The sequence below is a fragment of the Streptomyces ovatisporus genome (assembly GCF_042653885.1).
In the GTDB taxonomy this organism is placed as follows: Bacteria; Actinomycetota; Actinomycetes; order Streptomycetales; family Streptomycetaceae; genus Streptomyces; species Streptomyces ovatisporus.
Genome location: NZ_JBHSFH010000010.1, coordinates 480,075 through 502,915 on the forward strand (window position 1 = coordinate 480,075; position 22,841 = coordinate 502,915).

At 72.1% G+C, this 22,841-nt stretch carries 18 protein-coding genes and 1 pseudogene; 12 read left to right on the top strand and 7 right to left on the bottom strand.

Features of this window, described 5'->3' with window-relative positions:
- Positions 1-228: 228 nt before the first annotated feature.
- The gene (locus ACFPA8_RS19915) at positions 229-696 is read right to left on the bottom strand and encodes an indole-3-glycerol phosphate synthase (RefSeq protein ID WP_386450351.1); all 468 of its coding nucleotides are present in this window, start codon (positions 694-696) and stop codon (positions 229-231) included.
- 119 nt (positions 697-815) lie between these two features.
- Positions 816-1,691 (bottom strand): pyrimidine reductase family protein, encoded by an 876-nt coding sequence (locus ACFPA8_RS19920; RefSeq protein ID WP_386450353.1) that lies wholly within the window; start codon positions 1,689-1,691, stop codon positions 816-818.
- 93 nt (positions 1,692-1,784) lie between these two features.
- Here ACFPA8_RS19920 and zapE point away from each other — a divergent pair, with 93 nt between their 5' ends.
- Together zapE and ACFPA8_RS19930 are read left to right on the top strand one after the other, a co-directional pair.
- On the top strand, positions 1,785-2,909 hold the full coding sequence (zapE, locus tag ACFPA8_RS19925; RefSeq protein ID WP_386450355.1) for a cell division protein ZapE: 1,125 nt from the start codon (positions 1,785-1,787) through the stop codon (positions 2,907-2,909).
- 128 nt (positions 2,910-3,037) lie between these two features.
- Positions 3,038-4,435: an alkaline phosphatase PhoX gene (locus tag ACFPA8_RS19930; protein ID WP_386450357.1), complete on the top strand. Its 1,398-nt coding sequence runs from the start codon at positions 3,038-3,040 to the stop codon at positions 4,433-4,435.
- A gap of 129 nt (positions 4,436-4,564) precedes the next feature.
- Here ACFPA8_RS19930 and ACFPA8_RS19935 read toward each other — a convergent pair whose 3' ends face one another.
- The gene (locus tag ACFPA8_RS19935; RefSeq protein ID WP_386450359.1) at positions 4,565-5,233 is read right to left on the bottom strand and encodes an ABC transporter; all 669 of its coding nucleotides are present in this window, start codon (positions 5,231-5,233) and stop codon (positions 4,565-4,567) included.
- The gene (locus tag ACFPA8_RS19940; protein ID WP_386450360.1) at positions 5,230-6,075 is read right to left on the bottom strand and encodes an ATP-binding cassette domain-containing protein; all 846 of its coding nucleotides are present in this window, start codon (positions 6,073-6,075) and stop codon (positions 5,230-5,232) included. Before ACFPA8_RS19940 ends, ACFPA8_RS19935 begins: the two co-directional genes overlap by 4 nt.
- A gap of 58 nt (positions 6,076-6,133) precedes the next feature.
- Here ACFPA8_RS19940 and ACFPA8_RS19945 point away from each other — a divergent pair, with 58 nt between their 5' ends.
- The 3 genes and pseudogenes from ACFPA8_RS19945 to ACFPA8_RS19955 all read left to right on the top strand — a co-directional run bounded on the left by ACFPA8_RS19945 (position 6,134) and on the right by ACFPA8_RS19955 (position 10,522).
- Positions 6,134-6,925 carry a peptidyl-tRNA hydrolase gene (locus ACFPA8_RS19945; RefSeq protein ID WP_386450362.1) on the top strand — a complete coding sequence of 264 codons (792 nt, stop codon included), beginning with the start codon at positions 6,134-6,136 and terminating at the stop codon, positions 6,923-6,925.
- Between the two features lie 289 nt (positions 6,926-7,214).
- Positions 7,215-8,529: pseudogene (locus tag ACFPA8_RS19950) on the top strand (MbnB/TglH/ChrH family RiPP precursor modification enzyme).
- 403 nt (positions 8,530-8,932) lie between these two features.
- Positions 8,933-10,522: an alpha/beta hydrolase gene (locus ACFPA8_RS19955; RefSeq protein WP_386450364.1), complete on the top strand. Its 1,590-nt coding sequence runs from the start codon at positions 8,933-8,935 to the stop codon at positions 10,520-10,522.
- A gap of 115 nt (positions 10,523-10,637) precedes the next feature.
- On the opposite strand, the gene hemQ is transcribed toward ACFPA8_RS19955, so the two are convergent.
- Together hemQ and hemG are read right to left on the bottom strand one after the other, a co-directional pair.
- Positions 10,638-11,354: a hydrogen peroxide-dependent heme synthase gene (hemQ, locus tag ACFPA8_RS19960; protein WP_386450366.1), complete on the bottom strand. Its 717-nt coding sequence runs from the start codon at positions 11,352-11,354 to the stop codon at positions 10,638-10,640.
- Between the two features lie 4 nt (positions 11,355-11,358).
- Entirely contained in the window at positions 11,359-12,849 is a 1,491-nt protein-coding gene (hemG, locus tag ACFPA8_RS19965; protein ID WP_386450368.1) for a protoporphyrinogen oxidase, read from the bottom strand.
- Positions 12,850-13,025: 176 nt separating this feature from the next.
- Here hemG and ACFPA8_RS19970 point away from each other — a divergent pair, with 176 nt between their 5' ends.
- Positions 13,026-14,432 carry an FAD-dependent oxidoreductase gene (locus ACFPA8_RS19970; protein ID WP_386450370.1) on the top strand — a complete coding sequence of 469 codons (1,407 nt, stop codon included), beginning with the start codon at positions 13,026-13,028 and terminating at the stop codon, positions 14,430-14,432.
- 125 nt (positions 14,433-14,557) lie between these two features.
- Here the strand turns inward: ACFPA8_RS19970 and hemE are convergent, their stop codons facing one another.
- A complete protein-coding gene (gene hemE / locus ACFPA8_RS19975; protein WP_386450371.1) occupies positions 14,558-15,637 on the bottom strand; it encodes a uroporphyrinogen decarboxylase in 1,080 nt (359 codons plus the stop codon).
- 264 nt (positions 15,638-15,901) lie between these two features.
- Between hemE and ACFPA8_RS19980 the strand changes: the two genes are divergently transcribed.
- The 6 genes from ACFPA8_RS19980 to ACFPA8_RS20005 all read left to right on the top strand — a co-directional run bounded on the left by ACFPA8_RS19980 (position 15,902) and on the right by ACFPA8_RS20005 (position 22,789).
- Positions 15,902-16,585 (top strand): DUF3000 domain-containing protein, encoded by a 684-nt coding sequence (locus ACFPA8_RS19980; protein WP_386450373.1) that lies wholly within the window; start codon positions 15,902-15,904, stop codon positions 16,583-16,585.
- Positions 16,586-16,769: 184 nt separating this feature from the next.
- Positions 16,770-17,444, top strand: a complete 675-nt coding sequence (locus ACFPA8_RS19985; protein ID WP_028433019.1) for a response regulator transcription factor — start codon at positions 16,770-16,772, stop codon at positions 17,442-17,444.
- A gap of 187 nt (positions 17,445-17,631) precedes the next feature.
- Positions 17,632-18,933 (top strand): HRDC domain-containing protein, encoded by a 1,302-nt coding sequence (locus ACFPA8_RS19990; protein WP_386450375.1) that lies wholly within the window; start codon positions 17,632-17,634, stop codon positions 18,931-18,933.
- A gap of 10 nt (positions 18,934-18,943) precedes the next feature.
- Positions 18,944-19,267 (top strand): hypothetical protein, encoded by a 324-nt coding sequence (locus ACFPA8_RS19995; protein ID WP_386450377.1) that lies wholly within the window; start codon positions 18,944-18,946, stop codon positions 19,265-19,267.
- A gap of 151 nt (positions 19,268-19,418) precedes the next feature.
- Positions 19,419-20,663 carry a thiolase family protein gene (locus ACFPA8_RS20000; protein WP_386450379.1) on the top strand — a complete coding sequence of 415 codons (1,245 nt, stop codon included), beginning with the start codon at positions 19,419-19,421 and terminating at the stop codon, positions 20,661-20,663.
- Positions 20,660-22,789, top strand: coding sequence for a 3-hydroxyacyl-CoA dehydrogenase NAD-binding domain-containing protein (locus ACFPA8_RS20005; RefSeq protein ID WP_386450381.1), 2,130 nt, complete (start codon positions 20,660-20,662; stop codon positions 22,787-22,789). Before ACFPA8_RS20000 ends, ACFPA8_RS20005 begins: the two co-directional genes overlap by 4 nt.
- Positions 22,790-22,841 lie beyond the last annotated feature (52 nt).

A 22,841-nucleotide genomic window follows, 5' to 3' on the forward strand; every position in this document is an offset into this window, starting at 1 on the left:
CTGCCCTCCCCTGTGCGCCTCCACACGAAGGTCCGCACGACGAGGGCCACCGCTGTGCGACGTGCCGTACGCGCGCCGACAAGCCTATGCGCTGCGTGCCGGGCCGGTCCCCGCGCACCGGCCCGGCAACGCACGCAGCACGCACGGGGCCCAGCGCACACACAGCACGCACGCAGCACGCGACGGAACCCCGGGCCGGCCCCGGGGTTCCGTCCTGCGCCGCGCCGTCTACTCCGCGTGAGAGAACAGCTTCAGCACGGGCACACCCACCTTGTGCCGGGCCCGCGTCGCCCAGTCGCGGTGGAAGAACTCCTCGACCAGGTGCGGAGCCGTCAGCACGATCACCTCGTCTGCTTCGACCCGGTCGACGACCGTGGTCAGCACGTCCAGCGGGTGGTCCTCGATGACCTCTCCCTCCGCTTCGGAACCCGCCTCACGCAGCATGGCCAGCGAACGGTCCAGTGCGCGCACGGCGAGTCCCTTCGGCTCCGGCTCGTCCGACTCCGTGCCCTCGCGCACGGCCTCGTCGAACTCGCCGAGCGCGACATCGTCCAGTGCGCGCAGCAGACGGTCCTGGTCGCCGCGCGGCTGCATCAGTACGACGAAGGAAACAGGCTCGTCACCGTGGAGCGTCGTGACGAGTTCCACATCGTCGGACACCAGCGGCTTCTCGATCATCAATACGGTCGTGAACACGGCGGTGCCCTTCTCTTCCCCATGAAGCCCGGTCCGGGCTCCCTACGTACATCGCTGCTCCCGCCTGAGCGGGCTCCGCACCCCGCCTGCGCGGCGGGCCGCAGCCGGAACTGCCTGCCCTACCGTGCCTGTTGCGGGGTGCGCCGGTAACGGGTGAACAGAAACCCGTCCTCTTCGAGTACCCCGGCAAGCCGGAAGTCCACAGGGAGAGCGAGTTCGGGTCCGTTCACGATCCGCGAAGCGCCGCCGGAGGTGATGCGCGGTGCGAGGGTGAGACACAGCTCGTCCAGCACGTTCCCGTCGATCAGCTGTCCGAGCAGACGCGGGCCGCCTTCCGTCAGAAGACGGCGCAGGCCCCGCCGGGCCAGCGCTCCCGGCAGCCGGCCGGGCTCGACGGTCTCGCCCTCGCCCGCGAAGACGACGTCCGCACCGGCACCGCGGGCGGCCTCGATACGGTCGGAGGGTGCCGAGGCGCCCGTCACGAGGAGGGTGGGCACCAGCGGTCCGGTGAACAACGGCAGCGAGAAGTCCAGGTCCAGTCCGGCACTGACCACCGCGATCGCCGGGGCGGGCCCCTGGCCTGCCGCGGCCCGCCGGCGTGCGAAGACCTCCCGCTCCCGGGCGGGCCGGTACCCCTCCTGCCGTACGGTCTGGGCGCCCACCACGACCGCGTCGGCGAGGCCACGGAGCACGCCGAAGATCCGCATGTCCGCCTCGGACGACAGGGGTTGCGAGCGGCCCTCGTGGTAGGCGGCCCCGTCCAGCGAGGAGACCATGTTCGCGCGCAGCCACACGCCCTCGTCCTCGGCACCGGAGCCCTGCCGAGGCGGCTCGGGGTAGGCGTACGCGTCCGCCAGGGCGTCGATGCTCCACGGGCCCTCGCCGGTACCGGCGCCTCCCTCGGCCGGAGCGTCCGGCCGGGACGTACCGGCGGGCGCCGCTCCTGTGGACGGCCGGGCCTGGTCATCAGCAGTGCAGGGGAACAGACGTCGCATGTCCCGCAGTCTGGCACGCTCCCCGCCGCGCGCCTCCGGCCGCCGCCGGCCGCCGCGACCGGCCCCGGCGACGACCCCGTGCCGCCGTTTAGCATGAACAGCGTGTCCCCCTCCCCGTCCGCCGATAGCGCCCGTCCCGCCGATCCCGCCCGCCCGGCATCCGGGGTCGTCGCCCCGCCGTCCCTCACGGACCGGGAGCCGCACGTACCGCCGGAGCGGCTCGTCGCGGAGATGGTTCCGCCGCCGCGCTTCGACGCCGTCCGCTTCGGGACCTACGTGCCCGACCCGGACCGGCCGAGCCAGAGCGAGGCGGTCCAGGTACTGCGGTCCTTCGCCGGAGGTCTCGGCGCCAAGAGGACCGGACACGACCGGAAGCGGTGGTTCCGCCGCCGCGCCGCGCACCCGGGCACGGACGGCCCGCGCGGCGTCTACCTCGACGGCGGTTACGGCGTCGGCAAGACCCATCTGCTCGCCTCGCTCTGGCACGCCACCGACGCCCCGGCCGAACGCAAGGCCTTCGGCACCTTCGTGGAGCTGACCAACCTCGTCGGTGCTCTCGGCTTCCAGCAGACCGTACGGACGCTCGGCGAGCACCGTCTGCTGTGCATCGACGAGTTCGAACTGGACGACCCGGGCGACACCGTTCTCGTCTCCAGCCTGCTCAGCAGGCTCGTCGACGAGGGGGTGGCCCTGGCCGCCACATCGAACACGCTGCCGGGCAAGCTCGGCGAGGGCCGCTTCGCCGCCGCCGACTTCCTCCGCGAGATCCAGGGACTGTCCGCGCACTTCCGCGCACTGCGCATCGACGGCGAGGACTACCGGCACCGCGGCCTGCCCGCCGCCCCCGCCCCTCTCCCCGAGGACGAGGTCGTCCGCACCGCGCACCGCACACCCGCCGCCTCGCTCGACGGGTTCGACGCGCTCCTCCGCCACCTCTCACGCGTGCATCCGAGCCGTTACGGCGCGCTCGTCGACGGCCTGGGAGCCGTCTGCCTCACCGGGGTGTGCCCCGTGCCGGACCAGTCGACGGCACTGCGGCTCGTCGTACTCGCCGACCGGCTGTACGACCGGGAGCTGCCGGTGCTGGCCTCCGGCGCGCCCTTCGACGCGCTGTTCGCCCCGGAGATGCTCGAAGGGGGCTACCGGAAGAAGTACTTCCGCGCCATCTCCCGGCTCACCGCCCTCGCCCGCGACGGCGAGCGCCTCGCGGCACTCTGAACCCTCCCTTTTCCTGATCCTCGGCTGCCGCGGCCCACGCGCGTAGATACTGCTGTCGTGCCTAGTGCTCGCACACCCGTGCGCGTGGTAGACACACCTGAAACCTGGCCGCCAACAGGGAGTTCTGTATGACGACTTCACGACGTCAAGTGCTGGCAAGAACGGGCGCGGTGGGAGCAGGCGTCGCCTTCACCGGTGCCCTCTCGGAATTGTTCACAGGCACCGCTGCCGCACAGGGCACCGGCGGGCGCACGGGTTACGGGCCGCTCGTCCCGGACCCCGAGGGCGTGCTCGACCTGCCCAAGGGCTTCCGCTACAAGATCCTCTCGCGCACGGGTGAAGACCTGTCGTCCGGTGAGGGGAAGGTGCCCAGCAACTTCGACGGAATGGCCGCCTTCGGCTCGCACGGCCACCACAACCGCCACGGGCACCGGAACGGCAGGACCTGGCTCGTACGCAACCACGAGAACCGCCAGGACGGCGAGGTGGCCGTCCCCACCGTCGACGGGCTCACCTACGACCCGGACGCGAAGGGCGGCTGCACCCTTCTGGAGCTGGACCACGAGAACGAGGTCCTGCAGGAGCGCGTGGGCATCGCCGGGACGTCCACGAACTGCGCCGGCGGGACCAGCCCCTGGGACACCTGGCTGACCTGCGAGGAGACCGAGTTCAAGGCCGGCGAGGAGGGCTACAGCAAGGACCACGGCTTCATCTTCGAGGTCGGCTTCCGCCACGACCGTCCCACCTCGACGGAACCGCTCACCGCGATGGGCCGCTTCCAGCACGAAGCCATCGCCTTCGACCCCCGCAACGGCGTGGTGTACGAGACCGAGGACGCCTTCGAGAAGCCGTTCGGTCTCTTCTACCGCTTCCTTCCGGAGAAGCCGCTGGGCGGCTACGGCTCGCTGCACGCGGGCGGCAAGCTCCAGGCCATGCGGGTGCCGGGCCTGCCCGACCTGTCGGTCGCGCAGAAGCCGGGCGAGACCTTCGACGGCGTCGAGTGGGTCGACGTGCCCGACCCGCTGGCCAAGGAGACGCCCATCCGTCACCAGGACTTCGGCAAGAAGGGCATCACCCACGCCCAGAAGCTGGAGGGCTGCTACTGGGGCGGGAAGTCGGTCTACTTCGTCTCCAGCTACGCCAAGAGCGAAGAGGGTTCGAAGGCCGACCACTACGGCCAGATCTGGCGCTACGACCCGAAGCGCAAGCAGCTCACCCTCGTCATCGTCTTCGGCCCGGACACGGACCTGCAGCTGCCCGGTGAGGAGCCCGACAACATCTGCCTGGCGCCGAGCGGCGGCCTGATGGTCTGTGAGGACGGCGAAGGCGCCCAGCACGTCTACGGGCTGACCAAGCACGGCTCGGTGTACCCGATGGCCGGCAACCGTCAGAACATCGGTACGCCGGAGGAGCCCGCCTGGGGCGAGTTCGCCGGCGTCACCTTCTCGCCGGACTGCAGGACGATGTACGTCAACTGCTACGACCCCGGCACCACGTTCGCGGTGACGGGCCCCTGGCAGCACTGACCGGAGACCCTCACCCGAGGCTCCCGCCCGGCACACACGGACGGCCGGGCCCGCTCCTCCAGCGGGCCCGGCCGTCCGGCGCGGGCAGTACGGGGCCGCGCCGTCGGCGGAGAGACCCCGGGCAGGCGCCTAACTCCGCCGTCCCGCCTGCGCACAGGCCAGCCAGGTCGCCAGGGCGGCCACAGCCACGGAGGCGGAGACCGGCAGCCACGGCATGGTCACCGTGCCCTCGTGCGAACCCGACACGAGACCCGCGACCGCGGCGTTCGCCGGCGAACCTCCCACCACGAGCACCAGCAGCACCGCCAGCAGGCTCGACGGGACAGCGACTCCCGAGTTGCTCAACAGCGGACGGTTGCACAGTGCTCCGATCGCGGAACCGAACAGCGCGCACGTCAGCGCTGCCAGCAGCCCGGCGACCGCCGCGGGCAGCAGCGGCACCGCCACGTGCCCCCCTGTGCTCCGCGGGTCGCTGACGGCGACGACGTAGACCGAACCCACCGCGCCGAGCACACAGGACGAGAGCAGCGCCGCGAGTACACCGGCGAGGTGCACCCGCGCCGGTCCCGCCGCGGCTGCGGTGCAGTGCCGGGCGGCCGGCGGTTCGCTGTTCAGGCAGATGCGGACCACCCACGCGGTCACCGGTAGCAGCGCGGCGGCGGCGTATCCGAGACCGTCCAGCAGCGGTTGCCCCCACTGCACGCCGATGCCCATGACAGCGGCGTACAGCAGGAACGGCGGCAGCCAGCGCTGGGAGCGCACCAGCAGCGCGGTGTGATAGCCGAGCAGTGCACTCATGCGGATTCCTCGCGTACGGACCGGATGTACCAGCTGTGCTCCAGCAGACTGCCGAGCAGCACGTCGGAGTAGGCGACAGGCGCGGTCAGGATGGTCGTGCCGCCCGGCAGCTGCTCGGCGACCACCGCGCCCGGAAGCTCCGGCGGGGGCTCTCCGGGCGGCCCTTCGGCCACGACGCGTACGCGCATGCCGGTGCCCGCCGCGCGTCCGGGCCCTCGGCCGTCCTCCTTCGCGGCGACGGGCTGCAGCCGTCCGCCGTCCAGCCTGTACGTCGCGTCGGACGCCCCGGCCAGGCGCCGGGGGTCGTGGTCGACGAAGACGACGGTGGCCCCTTCGGCGACCCGCTCGGCGACTGCGTGGTCCAGCACCGTGCGGGCGTCGTGGTCCAGTCCGGTCCACGCCTCGTCCAGCACGAGCAGGTTGGGGCGGGCCATCAGCGCCTGTGTGACGGCGACCTTCTGGCTGGTCCCCTTGGACAGTTCGGCCAGGGGCGTACCGGAATACCCGGCCACCCCGAAACGCTCCAGCCACTCGCCGGCCTGACGGACGGCGGCAGCCCGGCTCAGACCGTGCACGCGGCCCAGGTGGGTCAGATAGGCGCGGGTCGTCAACGGCATTGCCGCGGGGAAGCGTTCGGGTACGTACCCGCAGGAGGGCCGGCCGGTGATCCGCCCCTCGGTGGGGCTGTCGATACCGGCGAGCATGCGCAGAAGCGTGGATTTGCCGCTGCCGTTGGCGCCCTCGAAGCGCACCAGGCTGCGTTCGGGCAGCGACAGGTCGACCTCGCGCAGCACCCAGTCACCGCGCAAGCCGTACCGGCGGCCGACCCCGTCCAGCCTCATGAGAGTTGGTCCGATCTCATGTCTGCCGACGTTAGCCCGTGCTGGCAGACTTCGGTGGGTGATCGAGCTACAGGACGCAAGGAAGGCAGCCGAGTACGCACTGCCGCTGGTGGTGCGGCTCGAACGGGACGCGCCGCCCGCCTTGACCGACGCCCTGGAGACCGCCGCCCGCGCCGTGCTCACTCTCCTCTCGGACGAACGCAGTTCCTGCGGCGACGGCTTCGAGGGGGACGACGGGTTCGAGGGGGTCGAGGGGCGCGACGGCTTCGAAGAGGGCGAATCCGATGGGTCCGAAGGCTCCGAAGGCTCCGACGGGTCCGAAGGGGAATGGGCGCGGGCCGTACGGCTGTGGGAGAAGCGCGGCATCCGCAAGGTCGTACGGCGGGCACGCGGCGCGGAGTGGCGCCGTGCGGAAGCACTGCCGGGCATCACCGTCACCGGAGGGACGGCCTCCGTGCGCGTCTTTCCGCCCGTGCCCGTCGACGCCTGGCCCAAGGACCTGGCGCGGCTGCAGGTTTCGGGCACCGAACTGAGCGACGTGCATCCGCCCGCGCCTCCGGCGGCGGGCACGCCGGTGCTGTGGACGGCGCCCGACTTGGAGATGTCCGCCGGCAAGGCGATGGCACAGGCGGCGCACGGTGCGCAGTTGGCCTGGTGGGAGCTTCCTCCGGGTGCCCGCGCGGACTGGGCCGCGACCGGTTTCGCTCTCGCCGTGCGCAGGACACCGGGCCGGGCGGAGTGGGAGCAACTCGTGCGCAGCGGCCTCCCGGTCGTACGGGACGCGGGACACACCGAGATCGCACCGGGCACGTGCACGGTGATCGCGGCTCACCCGGCACTGCGCCGGTGAACCCGACGGCGCCGAGGGGCGCGAAAGCTCAAGCAGGGCTCTGAAAGCACCGCGACGGGGATTCGCGCGCCCCCTGCGTGGCAGAAGCCCGGAGAGCACACAGGGCGACGGCGAGGACCGCAGCATCGACGCTTCGGCACCGAACAGCCGGACCCGACGGCACAGCAGCACAGATCGCGGCACAGATCGCACAGATCGCACAGATCGCACAAACGGAGCCACGGGACGAACGGCTCCACGGGGGAGGGAGCGACGCGTGGAAGGCACGGACACAGGCACGGACACCCGCGTGCGGCTGGGGACGGGCATCGGCTGGCGCCCCGAGATCGCGGACGGGATCGAATCGCTGCCGGGCATCGACTGGGTCGAGGTGGTCGCCGAGAACGTCTGCCCGGGCCATTTGCCCGACGCGTTGCAGCGTCTGCGCGAACGCGGCACGAAGGTGGTCCCGCACGGCGTCTCCCTCGGCCTCGGCGGGGCCGGACGTCCCGATCCGGAGAAGCTGACGGCACTCGCCGAGCGCGCGGAGGCGCTTCAGGCCCCCCTGGTCACGGAGCACATCGCGTTCGTACGGGCAGGCGGAGGCCGTACGGGCAGACCACGCATGGAGGCGGGTCACCTGCTGCCCGTCCCGCGCACGCGGGACGCGCTGGACGTGCTGTGCGAGAACGTGCGCATCGCCCAGGACGCACTGCCCGTGCCACTGGCGGTGGAGAACATCGCGGCACTCGTCAACTGGCCGGGCGAGGAGATGAGCGAAGGGCGCTTCCTCGCCGAACTGGTCGAGCGCACGGGCGTGCAGTTGCTCATCGATGTCGCCAACCTGCACACCAACCACGTCAACCGCGGGGAGGTTCCGGCGGTCGCACTCGACGAACTCCCCCTCGACGCACTGGCGTACGTGCACGTCGCGGGCGGATTCGAACGTGACGGCGTCTGGCACGACAGCCACGGCCACCCCGTGACACAGCCCGTCCTGGACGTACTCGCACAGCTGTGTGCCCGTACTGCGCCGCCCGGTGTGCTGCTGGAGCGGGACGAGAACTTCCCGCCCGTCGCCGAACTGGCAGGCGAACTGGCCGACATACGGGCCGTACTCACGGGCACGGGTACCGGCACCAGCACGGGTACCGGCACGGGCAGGGAGGCCCGGCATGGCTGAAGAACACCCGGCGGGTGACACCTCCGCGGCACGTGACCGGCTCGCACAGGCGCAGACCGCGCTGCTGGCGGCGCTGGTCGCCGACGGCCCCGTGCCGGACGGTTTCGACGGGGAGCGGCTGGCCGTGCAGCGACGGGCGCTGATCGGCAAGCGGACGGACGTCGTCGCGAAAGTGGCGCCAGAACTTCCCGCGATCCTCGGCGAGAAGACCTTCCGCTCCGAGTTCGCCGCCTACGCGCACGGCCGCCCGATGGCGGGCGGCTACCGGCGTGACGCCCTGGACTTCGCACGGCATCTGCTGACGGAGGGGACGGCGGCCGACCGCGGCGCGCGGCTGAAGGTGCGCCGTTGGTGGCTTGAGCGCTCCGGTCCGACGCCGCCGCCCGAAGGCCGGTTGCGCCGTGCGCTGTACCTGCTGCGTGCGGCCCGGCACGCGGGCTGACCGCACCGTCGCAGAGACAGTCACAAGCTCCGGCACGGTCAGACCCGGCGCACAGACCCTGCGCGGACATATGCGGCACAGTCAGATCCGGCATCCTCCGCAACTGCACGCCGCTCGCCGCCGGTCCATGCCGCGCGATCGCGCACCGTCCGTACAGAAACCGGCACAGTCGCTGCATCGAGCGCTTTGCGCCGACACCGCCCTGCGGTCCTTTACTTCGCCAACTCCCGCGCAGAGCATCCCACTTGTCACACACTGCTCATCGATGCTCACTCTCCGCACCACCGGCGGGCAGAACCCGCCCCCGGCAGCGGCAGACCTGCGGACCGGCAGCCCTGCAGCCCTGCAGACCTGCAGACCTGCGGACCGGCAGCCCTGCGGACAAGAAGGAACGAGGCACCCAGTGCGCTCAGCTGCACTCCACGGCACCCTCGGCGCCCTGGTGCTGACGGCCGCCACCGTCGTCCCGTCCGGAGGAGCCCCCGAAGTCGTACCGCTCCCCCTCCGCGACGCCCGGGAGACGGCCGGCACCGCAGCGGCGGCCTCGGCGGCAGCGGCCACAGGGATCGACTGGACGAAGTGCCCCGCAGCCGAGCAGTTGCCGGCCCCCGTGGAGTGCGGAAAGGTGACCGTCCCCGTCGACTACGCGCACCCCGGGGGCGAGAAGATCCGGCTGACCGTCAGCAGGAAGAGGGCCACGGGCACCGGACGGCAGGGAGCGCTGCTGTACAACCCCGGCGGCCCGGGCGGCAGCGGCATGAGCTTCCCGATGTACGCGTCACCCGTCGGCGGCGGCGTATGGAAAAAGCTCAACAGGGCGTACGACTTGGTGGGTTACGCCCCCCGCGGCGTCGGCCGCTCGGCTCCGCTGAAGTGCGGCGAGGCGGGCGCCCGCGGCCGGGCGGCCCGCTCTCCGCGCGAGCCCTCCGCGGCGTTCAAGCGGGCGATGCGGCGGAAGGCGGCGACGTACGCGACGGCTTGCGCAAAGCGGGCGGGCGGCCGGCTGGACCACTTCACCACCCCCGCCAACGCCCGCGACCTCGACGTGCTGCGCGCCGCCCTGGGCAACAGGAAACTGAACTTCGTCGGTACCTCGTACGGCAGTTACCTCGGCTCCGTCTACGCGACGCTCTTCCCCGGCCGGGTCCGCCGCCTCGTACTCGACAGCGTCGTCGACCCCCGGCCCGGCCGCATCTGGTACCGCTCCGACCTGGAACAGAACCTCGCCTTCGAACGCCGCTGGCGCGACTGGAAGGCGTGGGTCGCCCGGCACCACTCCGTGTACCGTCTCGGCCGCACCGCACGCGCCGTGCAGCGCAACTTCGACAAGGTGCGCTCGACCCTCGACACCAGGCACGTGGGGGGCTCTGCGGGCCGGAACGTCGGCTCCCGGCAGCTGCTCGCCGACTTCCTCGGCGTCGGCTACGACGAAGGGACCTGGGCCGGGCACGCGGCCGCGCTGTCCGAGTTCCGCCACGGCGATCCGCAGCCCCTCGTGGGAAGCGCCGCCCCGGACCGCTACGGAGCGGCGGAGAGAGCCAACAGTGACGCCGTCTACAACGCGGTGAAGTGCTCGGACGCCCCCTGGCCGCGCGATTTCGCACGCTGGGACCGCGACAACACGGCAGTCGCCCGCAAGGCACCGTTCCAGACGTGGGAGAACGCCTGGACGAACCTGCCGTGCGCGTACTGGCACGGCAGGCAGACACGGCCCGTGGACGTACGCACCCGGCCCGGCGAACTGCCGCCCGTCCTGCTGCTCGCGGCCACCCGCGACCCGGCCACTCCCTACGAGGGGGCTCTGCGCACCTGGCAGCGTCTGCCCGGCTCGTCGCTCGTCACCGAGAGAGGCGCGGGCACGCACGGCGTCGCCGACGGCAACACGTGCGTCGACCGTCACCTGACGGCGTACCTGTTGCACGGCAGGACCCCCGGCCGAGCAGCCGACTGCGCCGCCCGCCCCGCGCCGGAACCACTCCCGGACGGAAGCTGACCGGAGGCCGCAGCCGACAGACGCAGCCGGAGGCCGCAGATGACAGCCGCAGCCGGCAGCCGGCACACGCCCCCCGCACGGTGCCCGGTGCGTGCCCTCAGACCGGCCCGTGCCCTCAGACCAGCCCGGCCACGAGCTCCGCCACCGGCTTGCGCCGCCCCGTGTAGAAAGGCACCTCTTCGCGTACGTGCATCCGCGCCTCCGAACCGCGCAGGTGCCGCATCAGGTCGACGATGCGGTGCAGTTCGTCGGCCTCGAACGCGAGGATCCACTCGTAGTCGCCGAGCGAGAAGGAAGGCACCGTGTTGGCCCGTACGTCCGGGAACCCGCGGGCCATCCTGCCGTGGTCGGCGAGCATCCGCCGCCGGTCCTCGTCCGGCAGCAGGTACCACTCGTAGGAGCGGACGAACGGATAGACGCTCACGTACGCACGCGGCTCCTCCCCCGCGACGAAGGCCGGGACGTGCGACTTGTTGAACTCGGCGGGGCGGTGCAGCGCCATGTTCGACCACACCGGGTCGAGGGCACGGCCCAGCCGCGTACGCCGGAAGCGGTTGTAGGCGTCCTGCAGGGCGTCGGACGATTCCGCGTGCCACCAGATCATGAGGTCCGCGTCGGCACGCAGCCCGGAGACGTCGTAGGTGCCGCGCACCGTGACGTCCTTCGCGGCGAGCTGGCCGAACAACTCCTCCACCTCGTCCGCGTATCCGGTGCGGTCCTCGGGGAGCACGTCCCGCAGCCGGAAGACCGACCACAGGGTGTAGCGGATGATCTCGTTGAGGTCCTTGGCCTTCTTGCCCGCGTTGGGCGCCTTGTCCGGTGCAGCAGTCATGGGGCTATTCTCGCGCGCCGCCCGGTACGGCCTGCGCGAGGGTCTCTTCTGCGGCCCGCACACCGCTGCCGACGCACGCGGGGATGCCGACCCCTTCGTAGACGGCGCCGCACACCGCCAGGCCGCCGGCGTCCCCCACGGCGCGGCGGATGCGGGCGACCCGCTCCGTGTGCCCGACGGGGTACTGCGGCAGGCCACCGTCCCAGCGGCGCACCACCCGGTCGACGGGGGCGGCCGACAGCCCGGTCGCCGCCCGCAGGTCACGCAGGGACAGCTCGACGAGTTCGGCGTCGTCCCGCTCCAGGATCCGCTCCTCGCCGTACCGGCCCACGGACGTACGCAGTACGAACAGCTCGGGGCTCCGGGCGGCAACCCAGCCCCACTTGTTGCTGGAGAAGGTGGACGCCTTGATGGTGTGCCCGTCGACGGGAGGCACGAGGAAGCCGCTGCCCTCCGGGACGGCTCCCATGTCCGCGCGGCGGAAGGCCATCGTCACGAGGGCCATCGACGCGTACTCCACCGCGTCCAGCCCGGCAGCCGCGACGGGCACCTCGTCCGCGAGCATCCGCGCCGCCTGAGGGGCGGGCACCGCGAGCACGACCGCGTCGGCGGCGAGCACCTCACCGGCTTCGGTGACGACCTGCCGGCGGGGCCCCGTCCCCGTCTGCGTGCGCCGGACGGTCCGTACGGGCACGCCTGTACGGATCTCGGCACCCGCTGCGCGGCAGGCGCGGGCCACTGCCCCCGGCAGACGCCCCACACCGCCCTCGACCCCCATGAAAACCGGCGAGTCCCCGGCCGCCCGCGCAGCAGCCTGCGTCTGTGCCTGTGCCTGTGCCTGTGCCTGTGCCTGTGCCTGCGTCTGTGCCTGCGTCTGCGTCTGCGTCTGCGTCTGCGTCTGGAGCAGCCTGCGCACCGCCGCCAGCAGCGACCGTTCGCCGCGTGCCGCCTCGTACAGCTGAGGCACTGCCGCACGCATCGAGATGCGGTACGCGTCTCCCGCGTACACGCCGCCCAGCAGCGGCTCGACCAGCCGGTCCACGACCTCGCGGCCCAGACGTTCGGCGACGTACTCACCGATCGCGACGTCCTCACCGATCCCGGTCGCCGGCAGCCCGGCGTCCTCCGCGAGGCGCGCGAGACCGGCGTCGGAGAGCAGACCGCGCAGTGCCTCCGGTTCGCCGGGTACGCCCATCACGTGGCCCCTGGGCATCGCGCACATCTCACCGCGCGACCAGATGGCGGCGCCTGCGGTCGTGGGCGGCTGCAGCACCTCGCCCAGCCCGACCTCCCGCGCCAGCCGTACCGCTTCGGGACGCCGCGCGAGCATCGACTCCGCGCCCAGGTCGACCGTCACCCCCGCGACCTCGCCGGTGAGCAGCTTGCCCCCGAGCCGCGCCGACGCCTCCAGCAAGGTCACCGACGCGCCGCCGGCGAGCAGCCGGTGGGCCGCGGCCAGCCCGGAGACGCCCCCGCCGATCACGATCACATGCATGCGGCAACTGTTGCACGGGGTACGACCGGCAAGGCAGTCGGGACCGCAGTACCTGGGCACCCGCACGCGCATGCCGAGGTGCCGCCGCCGCGCCGAGCGGGCACCCGGCACCCGGCACCCGAGCGCCACCCCGGCGCCCGGACGCCCACGCCCACGAGACGGAAGGAGCACGGACCATGGCCGCTGCACGCCGGATGGTCGTCGTCGGAGGTGACGCGGCGGGCATGTCGGCCGCCTCCCAGGCCCGCAGGCTCCGGAGCCCGGACGAGCTGGAGATCGTCGCCTTCGAACGCGGCGACTTCACCTCCTACTCGGCCTGTGGCATCCCGTACTGGGTCGGCGGATCGGTGAACGCGCGGGACGACCTCGTCGCCCGTACGCCCGAGAAGCACCGCGAACGCGGCATCGACCTGCGCATGCGCACCGAGGTCACGCAGATCGACGTGGACGGCTCGCGGGTCCGCACCCGCGACCTGACGGAAGACGGCGGCGGCGAGGAGTGGACCGGCTTCGACGAACTGGTCGTCGCCACCGGAGCGAAACCGCTGCGTCCGCCGCTCCCCGGCATCGACGCTCCGGGCGTCCACGCTGTGCAGACCCTGGAGGACGGCCAGGCGCTGCTCGACGCTCTGGGCGGCGTGGAGGACTCCCGCAAGGAGAGCCGGCAGGCAGTCGTCGTCGGCGCCGGCTACATCGGCGTGGAGATGGCGGAATCGCTGACCGTCCGGGGCTACGAGGTCACGGTCCTGGACCAGGCCGAACAGCCGATGACCACCCTCGACCCCGACATGGGCGCACTCGTGCACGACGCGATGTGCGGCATGGGCATGGAGGTCGTCACAGGCGCCGCGGTCACAGCGGTCGAGACCGACGGGCACGGACGGGCACGCGCCGTCACCGCCGGAGGGACCAGCTACCCCGCAGACGTGGTCGTACTGGGGCTGGGCGTCGCCCCCGAGACGTCCCTCGCCCGTGAGGCGGGCCTGCCCGTGGGCGGGTCCGGCGGGCTGCTGACCGATCTGGCCATGCGGGTACGCGGCCACGAGAACATCTGGGCCGGAGGTGACTGCGTCGAGGTCCTCGACCTCGTCTCCGGCCTCACCCGCCACGTCGCCCTGGGCACGCACGCCAACAAGCACGGCCAGGTCATCGGAGCGAACATCGGCGGCGGCTACGCCACCTTCCCCGGCGTCGTCGGCACCGCCGTCAGCAAGGTCTGCGACCTGGAGATCGCGCGTACGGGCCTGCTGGAGGCACAGGCACGCGAGGTCGGCCTGCAGTTCGTGACGGTGACGGCCGACTCCACCGGCCGCGCGGGCTACCTCCCCGGCGCCGAGACCATGCGCGTGAAGATGCTCGCCGAACGGGGCACCGGACGGCTGCTGGGCACCCAGATCGTGGGACGTACCGGCGCGGGCAAGCGCGTGGACATCGCGGCCGTCGCCCTCACCACGGGTCTGACGGTCGAGCAGATGATCTACCTCGACCTCGGATACGCGCCGCCCTTCTCACCCGTGTGGGACCCGGTGCTGGTGGCGGCGCGGAAGGCGGCGGCAGCGGTCCAGGAGGAGCGGCGGCGGTAGTCGCCCGGGCCTAACTCCACGTCCCCCGCGCCTGCTCCACGCGGGGACGGTCAGCCCCGCGCCTGCTCCACACGAGCCGGGTCAGCCCGCCGCGGTCTGCTCGTCCACGTACTCCACGAGCCGGGTCAGCCCGCCGCGGTCTGCTCGTGCACGTAGTCCACGAGCCGGGTCAGCGCGTCCGGATCGGTCTCGGGCAGCACGCCGTGCCCGAGGTTGAAGATGTGCCCGTCCAGACCGTGTGCCGCGTCCAGCACCCGCCGCGCCTGGACCTCCACCGCCTCACGCGGCGCGAAGAGCACCGCCGGGTCGAGGTTGCCCTGTACGGCCTTGCCGGCGCCGATCCTGCGGGCGGCCTCGTCCAGCGGCACACGCCAGTCCGCGCCGACGACGTCCGCACCCGCCTCGCCCATGGCCCCCAGCAGTTCTCCCGTACCGACGCCGAAGTGGATGCGGGGCACCCCGTAGCCGGCGACGGCTTCGAACACCTTGGCGGACGCCGGGAGTACGGAACGCCGGTAGTCGGCCGGAGCGAGAGCCCCAGCCCACGAGTCGAAGAGCTGCACCGCCGAGACGCCCGCCTCGATCTGCACCTTCAGGAAGACGGCGGTGATGTCCGCGAGCCGGTCCAGCAGCGCCGCCCACAGCTCGGGGTCGCCGTACATCATGGCCTTGGTGTGCTCGTGGTTGCGCGACGGACCGCCCTCGACGAGGTAGCTGGCCAGTGTGAAGGGCGCCCCGGCGAAGCCGATGAGCGGAGTGCCGCCGAGCTCCCGGGTCAGCAGACGGACCGCCTCGGTCACGTAGTCCACGTCCCCCGGCTCCAGCGGGCGCAGCCGCTCGAGGTCGGCACGGCTGCGGACGGGCGTCTCGACGACGGGTCCGACGCCCGGCTTGATGTCGAGATCGATGCCGATCGCCTTCAGCGGCACCACGATGTCGCTGAAGTAGATGGCAGCGTCGACACCGTGCCGGCGCACCGGCTGCAGCGTGATCTCGGTGACGAGGTCGGGCCGCATGCAGGAGTCGAGCATGGCGATGCCCTGCCGCACCTTCCGGTACTCGGGCAGCGAACGTCCGGCCTGACGCATGAACCACACCGGTGTGTGCGGTACGGACTCCCGGCGGCACGCCCTGAGGAAGACGGAGTCCCGGGGGTGGTCCTGGAGATCGGTCGGCTGGCCCGTCGCACGGTCGTTGGCACTCACGTACGCAGTCTCCCACGCCGTGAGAGGCGCCCCGCGCCCGGTGAGCCGCCGGGCGGGAGCGGCCCGCCGGGCCCCGGTACGTCCCCGGACGCGGGCCCGCACTTGTCGGCCATTCTCACCCGCCGCCCCTCGGCGCCCGGAGCGCTCCCACGTCCCGCTCACGGCCTCCTGACGCGCCACACCGCTCTCAACACCCACCACTCTTCGGCCACTTGCGAGTGTCCCTACCGGTCTGCGCCGCCGCCGCGGCCTACTCTTCGGCCCATGGCAGCGGCTCGACCACAAATGACGGAGGGCTCCGGCAGCTCGGGCGGCGGAGGCGACAGCGCCCCGCTGCCCTTTCAGCGCGCGGTGGCAGCCCTGAACGCCGCACGCACGCGTCCGGAGGTGCAGCTCTCCGCGCTTCCCGCTCCCAAACGCCTGGCGCCCTACACCTTCGCCCTCTCGGCGAGCGTCACGGACCCCGCCGAGGAAGGCGCGGGGGGCGACCCCCCGGAACTCGCGGACGGCCGCTTCGTCCTGCTCCACGACCCGTCAGGTCAGGAGTCGTGGCAGGGCACGTTCCGCGTCGTCACCCTCGGCCGCACCGATCTGGAGCCGGAGATGGCCGGAGACCCGCTGCTCCCGGAGGTGACGTGGTCGTGGCTGACGGGTGCGCTGGAGACGCGTTCGGCGACCTACGGAGATCCGAGCGGCACGGTGACCCGCTCCGGCTCGTCCTACTTCGGCGGTCTCGAAGAGCGGCCTCCGCAGAGCGAGTTGGAGATCCGCGCGAGCTGGACGCCCCGCCCCGACGACCCGGCGGCACCCGACGCGCTCCCCGACATGGCAGCCCATCTGTCGGCGTGGGCCGAGCTGCTGTGCCAGTGCGCGGGACTGCCGCCCGAGCATGGCGAGGGCGCCTCCGTCGTCACCCTTCCGAAGCGGCGCGGACCTCAGCCGCTCTGACTGTCCGCAGCAGGTCGAGCGACTGTCCGATTTGGGAAATATCGGTCACCAATTGGTGATCATTCCCTAAAGGCAGGCCTCCGACCTGCCGAAGGAGTCTATGACCCCTTCCACACGGAACACCCCGGATCACCCCGCACGGTCACCGGAATCGTTCCGTCCGCAGCCAGCCCTCGGAGGCCCGGTGTCTGTTCTTCTTGAGCACCCCACAAGCCTGGTCGCCTACCGCCCGAACAAGCCGACCGCAATGGTCGTCGTGGCAGACCCCCGAGTCCGATCCACCGTGACCCGACATCTCTGGGCTCTCGGCGTACGGGATGTCATCGAGGCGTCGTCGATCGCGGAGGCACGTCCCCGAGTCGGCAACCCGCGCGACATCTGCGTTGCCGACGTCCATCTCCCCGACGGTTCCGGCCTCAGCCTGCTGTCCGAGACCCGAGCCGCGGGCTGGCCGAACGGCCTGGCCCTCTCCGCCGCCGACGACATCGGCGCCGTGCGCAACGCCCTCGCGGGCGGCGTCAAGGGCTACGTCGTCACCGGCACCCGCAACAACCTCGGCGCCATGCCGACCCGGCACGGCGCCGCCCCCATCGGCGCCGCCGCCGCTCGCATGCACCGCCGCCCCGGCGGCGGGCCCGGAGGCCCGGGCCACCCCGGCGGGCAGCGCGAACTGTCCGGACGTGAGGTCGAGGTGCTGCGGCTGGTTGCGGAGGGCCAGTCCAACAAGGCGATCGGCGTCTCGATGGGCCTCTCGGCACTGACGGTCAAGTCCCATCTCGCCCGTATCGCCCGCAAGTTGGGCACCGGCGACCGCGCCGGCATGGTCGCGGTGGCACTTCGCACCGGCATCATCCACTGACCGGTACCGACCTCCCGCTCTCCGAGGCGCCCGCCGACGGCACGTTCCGTCGGCGGGCGCCTCTGCTGCGCCGGACGCTCGTCCCGGCTCGCACGCCTCCCGGCTGCGCCGTTTCTTCCAGTGGTATGGACAACCGTCTGCCCGGACATTCGGACAACCACCCTGTGCTCGCAGATACTCTTGACCGGTGACCGACGCCCAAGAGACCGCATCAGCGAACGCAGCTCAGGCCCCGCCCGGGGAGCCGGACACCGGTCCGGCGCCGGTCCCTCTGCTGGAGCCCCGCGAGGGGGTCCCGCCGGTCGTCGCGGACGAGGCGGGGCTGGCCGAGGTCGTCGCCGCGTTCGCGGCGGGTTCCGGTCCGGTCGCCGTCGACGCCGAGCGGGCCTCCGGCTACCGGTACGGGCAGAGGGCATACCTCGTGCAGCTGCGGCGCCAGGGAGCGGGGAGCGCGCTGATCGACCCGGTCGGCTGCCCCGACCTCTCCGCACTGGGTGCCGTACTGGCGGACACCGAGTGGGTGCTCCACGCCGCCACCCAGGACCTGCCGTGTCTGCGCGAGATAGGCATGGTGCCCCAGCGGCTCTTCGACACGGAACTCGCCGGCCGGCTGGCCGGTCACGCCCGGGTGGGGCTGGGCGCCATGGTCGAGAACGTCCTCGGCTACGCCCTGGAGAAGGGCCACTCCGCCGTCGACTGGTCGACGCGTCCGCTCCCCCGGCCGTGGCTGCATTACGCCGCCCTGGACGTCGAACTCCTGGTCGACCTGCGGGACGCGCTGGAGGCGGACCTGGAGCAGCAGGGCAAGCTCTCCTGGGCCCGGCAGGAGTTCGAGGCCATCGCCGCCGCTCCGCCGGCGCCCCCGCGCAAGGACCCCTGGCGGCGCACCTCCGGCATGCACAAGGTGCGGCGGCGCCGTCAGATGGCCGTCGTACGGGAGCTGTGGACGGCCCGGGACAAGATCGCGCAGAAGCGCGACGTGTCCCCCGGCAAGGTCCTCACCGACGCGGCGATCGTCGAGGCGGCGCTCGCCATGCCCTCGGACGCCCGCGCCCTCTCGGCCCTCCCGGGCTTCGGCCACCGGATGGGACGCAAGCAGCTCGACCACTGGCAGGCGGTCGTCGACCGGGCGAAGGAGCTCCCGGAGACCGCGCTGCCGCAGCAGAGCCAGGCCACGAACGGACCCCCTCCGCCCAGGTCCTGGGCGGACAAGGACCCCGCCGCCGCCGCGCGGCTCGCCGCCGCCCGCGCCGCCGTGACCGCCCGCGCGGACGAGCTGCGGCTGCCGCAGGAGAACCTGCTGACCCCGGACAGCGTCCGCAGGCTGTGCTGGCAGCCGCCGCGGGTACGCAGCGAGGCGGAGGTCGTCTCGGCGCTGCGTGCACTGGGTGCGCGGGAGTGGCAGATCGAGCAGACCGCGGCGCTGCTGACGGACGCCCTGGCGACGCCCGCCCCGTCCGACGAGCCTGCGCGGGGCGACGACGGGTAGGGACGCGCTCATGGGTGAGGTCGTGCCGTACCTGGCCGTCGCCGCGTCCCTGGGTGCGGTCATGGGGTTCTTCGCGTGGCTGGCGGCCGTGATACGCCGTCGCGGCGTCGCGGGGCAGGCGCTCCGCGACGCCGTGTCCGTCGTCTGCGAACCCTTCTACGTGACCGCTCACGAATCGCACCTCGCGGTGCAGGCGCAGGCCGAACGGAAGGTCCCGGTCCCCTCGCCCGACGATCAGCCGGGAGCCTTCGCCGGGCTGTCCCTCCTGCCGCGGCCCCGCCGTCCGCGGCGGGGGCCGGGCCGGCTGGTTCGCCGCGTGCGGCGACGGCGCTGAGAATGCTGCGGGCACCGGCCCGGGACCGGCCGGAGTGTGACGTGTGCCCCTCACCGGAGGCGGGCCTTGCCCCTGAGTTACCCATGGGTAGCATGGCCCGTGGGAAGCGCGCCGTCCGGCGTATCTGTACCGCACCTGGAGGAGAGCCAAAGTGCCTCGTACCGCTAGGGACGTCGTCTTCGTCGACGGCGTCCGTACACCGTTCGGCAAGGCGGGCCCCAAGGGCATCTACCACGAGACCCGAGCCGACGACCTGGTCGTGAAGTGCATCCGTGAGCTGCTGCGCCGCAACCCGGATCTGCCCCCGGAGCGCATCGACGAGGTGGCGATCGCCGCCACCACCCAGATCGGCGACCAGGGCCTGACGCTGGGACGCACCGCCGGCATCCTGGCCGGCCTGCCCAACTCGGTGCCCGGTTACTCCATCGACCGCATGTGCGCCGGTGCGATGACTGCGGTGACGAGCACCGCCGGGTCCATCTCCTTCGGCGCCTACGACGTCGTGCTCGCGGGCGGCGTCGAGCACATGGGCCGGCACCCGATGGGCGAGGGCGTCGACCCCAACCCGCGCTTCGTCTCGGAGAAACTGGTCGACCAGTCCGCGCTGTTCATGGGCATGACCGCGGAGAACCTGCACGACCGCTTCCCCCACCTGACCAAGCAGCGCGCCGACGAGTACGCGGTGCGCAGCCAGGAGAAGGCCGCCAAGGCCTACGCCAACGGCAAGATCCAGCAGGACCTCGTGCCGATCTCGGTCCGGCGCACGAACGAGGAAGCCGGGGAGACCGGCTGGGGCCTCGTCACGCAGGACGAGCCGATGCGCCCGGGGACCACGCTGGAGCAGCTCGCCGGGCTGAAGACGCCTTTCCGCGCGCACGGCCGCGTCACCCCGGGCAACGCCGCAGGGCTCAACGACGGTGCGACCGCCTCGCTGATCGCGGCCGAGGACTTCGCCCAGGAGGCGGGCCTGCCGGTCAGGATGCGGCTGGTCAGCTACGCGTTCGCAGGCGTGGAGCCGGAGGTCATGGGCGTCGGGCCGGTGCCGTCCACCGAGAAGGCCCTGGCGAAGGCGGGTCTCTCCATCGACGACATCGGGCTGTTCGAGATCAACGAGGCCTTCGCCGTACAGGTGCTGGCCCTGCTGGACCACTACGGCATCGCCGACGACGACCCGCGCGTGAACCAGTACGGCGGCGCGATCGCCTACGGCCACCCGCTGGCCTCGTCCGGTGTACGGCTGATGACGCAGCTGGCCCGGCAGTTCGAGGAGCAGCCGCACGTGCGGTACGGGCTGACGACGATGTGCGTCGGCTTCGGCATGGGCGGAACGGTCATCTGGGAGAACCCGCACTGGAGCGGAGCGACCAATGGACACAGTGAGGGAGCAGGCAAGTGAGCAACACAGCTGAGCTGCTGAAGGGCGCCGCCGAGCTGTTCCCCGACGAGGTCGTGACGCAGGCGCACGTACGCCACCTCGACCTCCCGGGCGGCGTGGGCCGGTTCGCACTGATCACGCTGGACAACGGCTTCGACCACACCAAGCCGACCACGTTCGGGCCGGCTTCGCTGGCCAACCTCGACGCCGCGCTCGACCAGGTCGAGAAGGAGGCGAAGGAGGGCGAGATCGTCGGCGTCGGTCTCACCGGCAAGCCGTTCATCTTCGCCGTCGGCGCCGACCTGAAGGGTGTCGAGCTCCTCAAGGAGCGCGACGACGCCCTCGCCATCGGGCAGGGCGGGCACGCCGTCTTCCGCCGGCTGGCCGACCTGGGCGTGCCGACGTTCGCGTACTACAACGGTGCCGCGATGGGCGGCGGTGTGGAGGTGGGGCTGCACTGCACCTACCGCACCGTCTCGCAGGCCGTGCCGGCCTTCGGGCTGCCGGAGGTCTTCCTCGGTCTCGTCCCGGGCTGGGGCGGCTGCGCGCTGCTGCCGAACCTCATCGGCGCCGACAAGGCGGTCTCGGTCATCATCGAGAACTCCCTGAACCAGAACAAGCAGCTCAAGGGCCCCCAGGTCTACGAACTGGGCATCGCCGACGCCCTGTTCGAGGGCGCCGACTTCCTGGAGCAGTCGCTGCGCTGGACGGCGGCCGTCCTCAAGGGCGAGATCGAGGTCGTACGGCCCGAGGTCGACCGTGACGAGGCGTGGGACCAGGCCGTGGCGCGGGGCAAGCAGATCGCCGACAGCAAGGTGCACGGGGCGGCGCCCGCCGCGTACCGCGCGCTCGACATCGTCGAGGCGGCCAGGAACGGCGACCTGCGTGCCGGCTTCGAGGCCGAGGACGAGGCGCTCGCCGACCTCATCATGGGCGGTGAACTGCGCAGCGGAATCTACGCGTTCAACCTGGTGCAGAAGCGCGCCAAGCGGCCGGCCGGCGCTCCCGACAAGTCCCTCGCGCGTCCTGTCACCAAGGTCGGCGTGGTGGGGGCGGGCCTGATGGCCTCGCAGCTGGCGCTGCTCTTCGCCCGGCGCCTCGAGGTGCCGGTCGTGCTGACCGACATCGACCAGGAGCGCGTCGACAAGGGCGTGGGCTACGTCCACGAGGAGATCGACAAGCTGCTGCTCAAGGGCCGGGTCAACCAGGACAAGGCCAACCGGCTGAAGGCACTGGTGACCGGTTCGCTGGACAAGGCCGCGGCCTTCGCGGACGCGGACTTCGTCATCGAGGCCGTCTTCGAGGAGATGGGCCTCAAGCAGCGGATCTTCGCCGAGGTCGAGGCCGTCGTGCCGGAGCACGCCATCCTCGCCACCAACACCTCCTCGCTCTCCATCACGGAGATGGCCTCGCAGCTCAATCACCCCGAGCGCGTCGTCGGCTTCCACTTCTTCAACCCCGTGGCGGTCCTGCCGCTGCTGGAGATCGTGCGCGCGGAGCGTACGGACGACGCGTCGCTGGCGACCGCCTTCGCCGTGGCCAAGTCGCTGAAGAAGACGGCGGTGCTGGTCAAGGACGCACCTGCCTTCGTCGTCAACAGGGTCCTCACGCGGTTCCTGGGCGAGGTGCTGCGTTCCATCGACGAGGGCACGCCGGTCGAGGTCGCCGACAGGGCGCTCGCGCCGCTGGGGCTGCCGATGTCGCCGATCGTGCTGCTGGAACTGGTCGGGCCCGCCGTCGCCCACCACGTCTCGGAGACGCTGCACACGGCCTTCCCGGACCGCTTCGGCGTCTCGGAGAACCTCGGCCGCGTCGTCGAGGCAGGCAAGCGCAACCTGTACGTCCACGACTCCGGCAAGCCCGAGCTGGACCCGGAGGTCGAGGCGCTCTTCCAGACCGGTGACACGGTGCTCACCGAGGAGCAGGTGCGCGACCGGGCGCTGGACGCCATCGCGCAGGAGGTGCGCCTCATGCTCGACGAGGGTGTCGTGGCCGAGGCGCAGGACGTCGACCTGTGCCTGATCACCGGTGCCGGCTGGCCCTTCCACCTCGGCGGGATCACCCCGTACCTGGACCGTGAGGGCGTCAGCGAGCGGGCCGCCGGGCGCCGCTTCCTCGAGCCGGGCGTCGCGAGCGTCCCGGCCTAGGCCCGGCCCCTGCCGTCGCAGACCGGCAGCGCCCGTCCGCAATCGGTGCGGA

Coding starts and splice junctions, on each gene's coding strand:
- ACFPA8_RS19920 (WP_386450353.1), bottom strand. CDS start 1,691: ATGCGACGTCTGTTCCCCTGCACTGCTGATGACCAGGCCCGGCCGTCC.
- zapE (WP_386450355.1), top strand. CDS start 1,785: ATGAACAGCGTGTCCCCCTCCCCGTCCGCCGATAGCGCCCGTCCCGCC.
- ACFPA8_RS19930 (WP_386450357.1), top strand. CDS start 3,038: ATGACGACTTCACGACGTCAAGTGCTGGCAAGAACGGGCGCGGTGGGA.
- ACFPA8_RS19935 (WP_386450359.1), bottom strand. CDS start 5,233: ATGAGTGCACTGCTCGGCTATCACACCGCGCTGCTGGTGCGCTCCCAG.
- ACFPA8_RS19940 (WP_386450360.1), bottom strand. CDS start 6,075: ATGAGGCTGGACGGGGTCGGCCGCCGGTACGGCTTGCGCGGTGACTGG.
- hemQ (WP_386450366.1), bottom strand. CDS start 11,354: ATGACTGCTGCACCGGACAAGGCGCCCAACGCGGGCAAGAAGGCCAAG.
- hemG (WP_386450368.1), bottom strand. CDS start 12,849: ATGCATGTGATCGTGATCGGCGGGGGCGTCTCCGGGCTGGCCGCGGCC.
- ACFPA8_RS19970 (WP_386450370.1), top strand. CDS start 13,026: ATGGCCGCTGCACGCCGGATGGTCGTCGTCGGAGGTGACGCGGCGGGC.
- ACFPA8_RS19980 (WP_386450373.1), top strand. CDS start 15,902: ATGGCAGCGGCTCGACCACAAATGACGGAGGGCTCCGGCAGCTCGGGC.
- ACFPA8_RS19995 (WP_386450377.1), top strand. CDS start 18,944: ATGGGTGAGGTCGTGCCGTACCTGGCCGTCGCCGCGTCCCTGGGTGCG.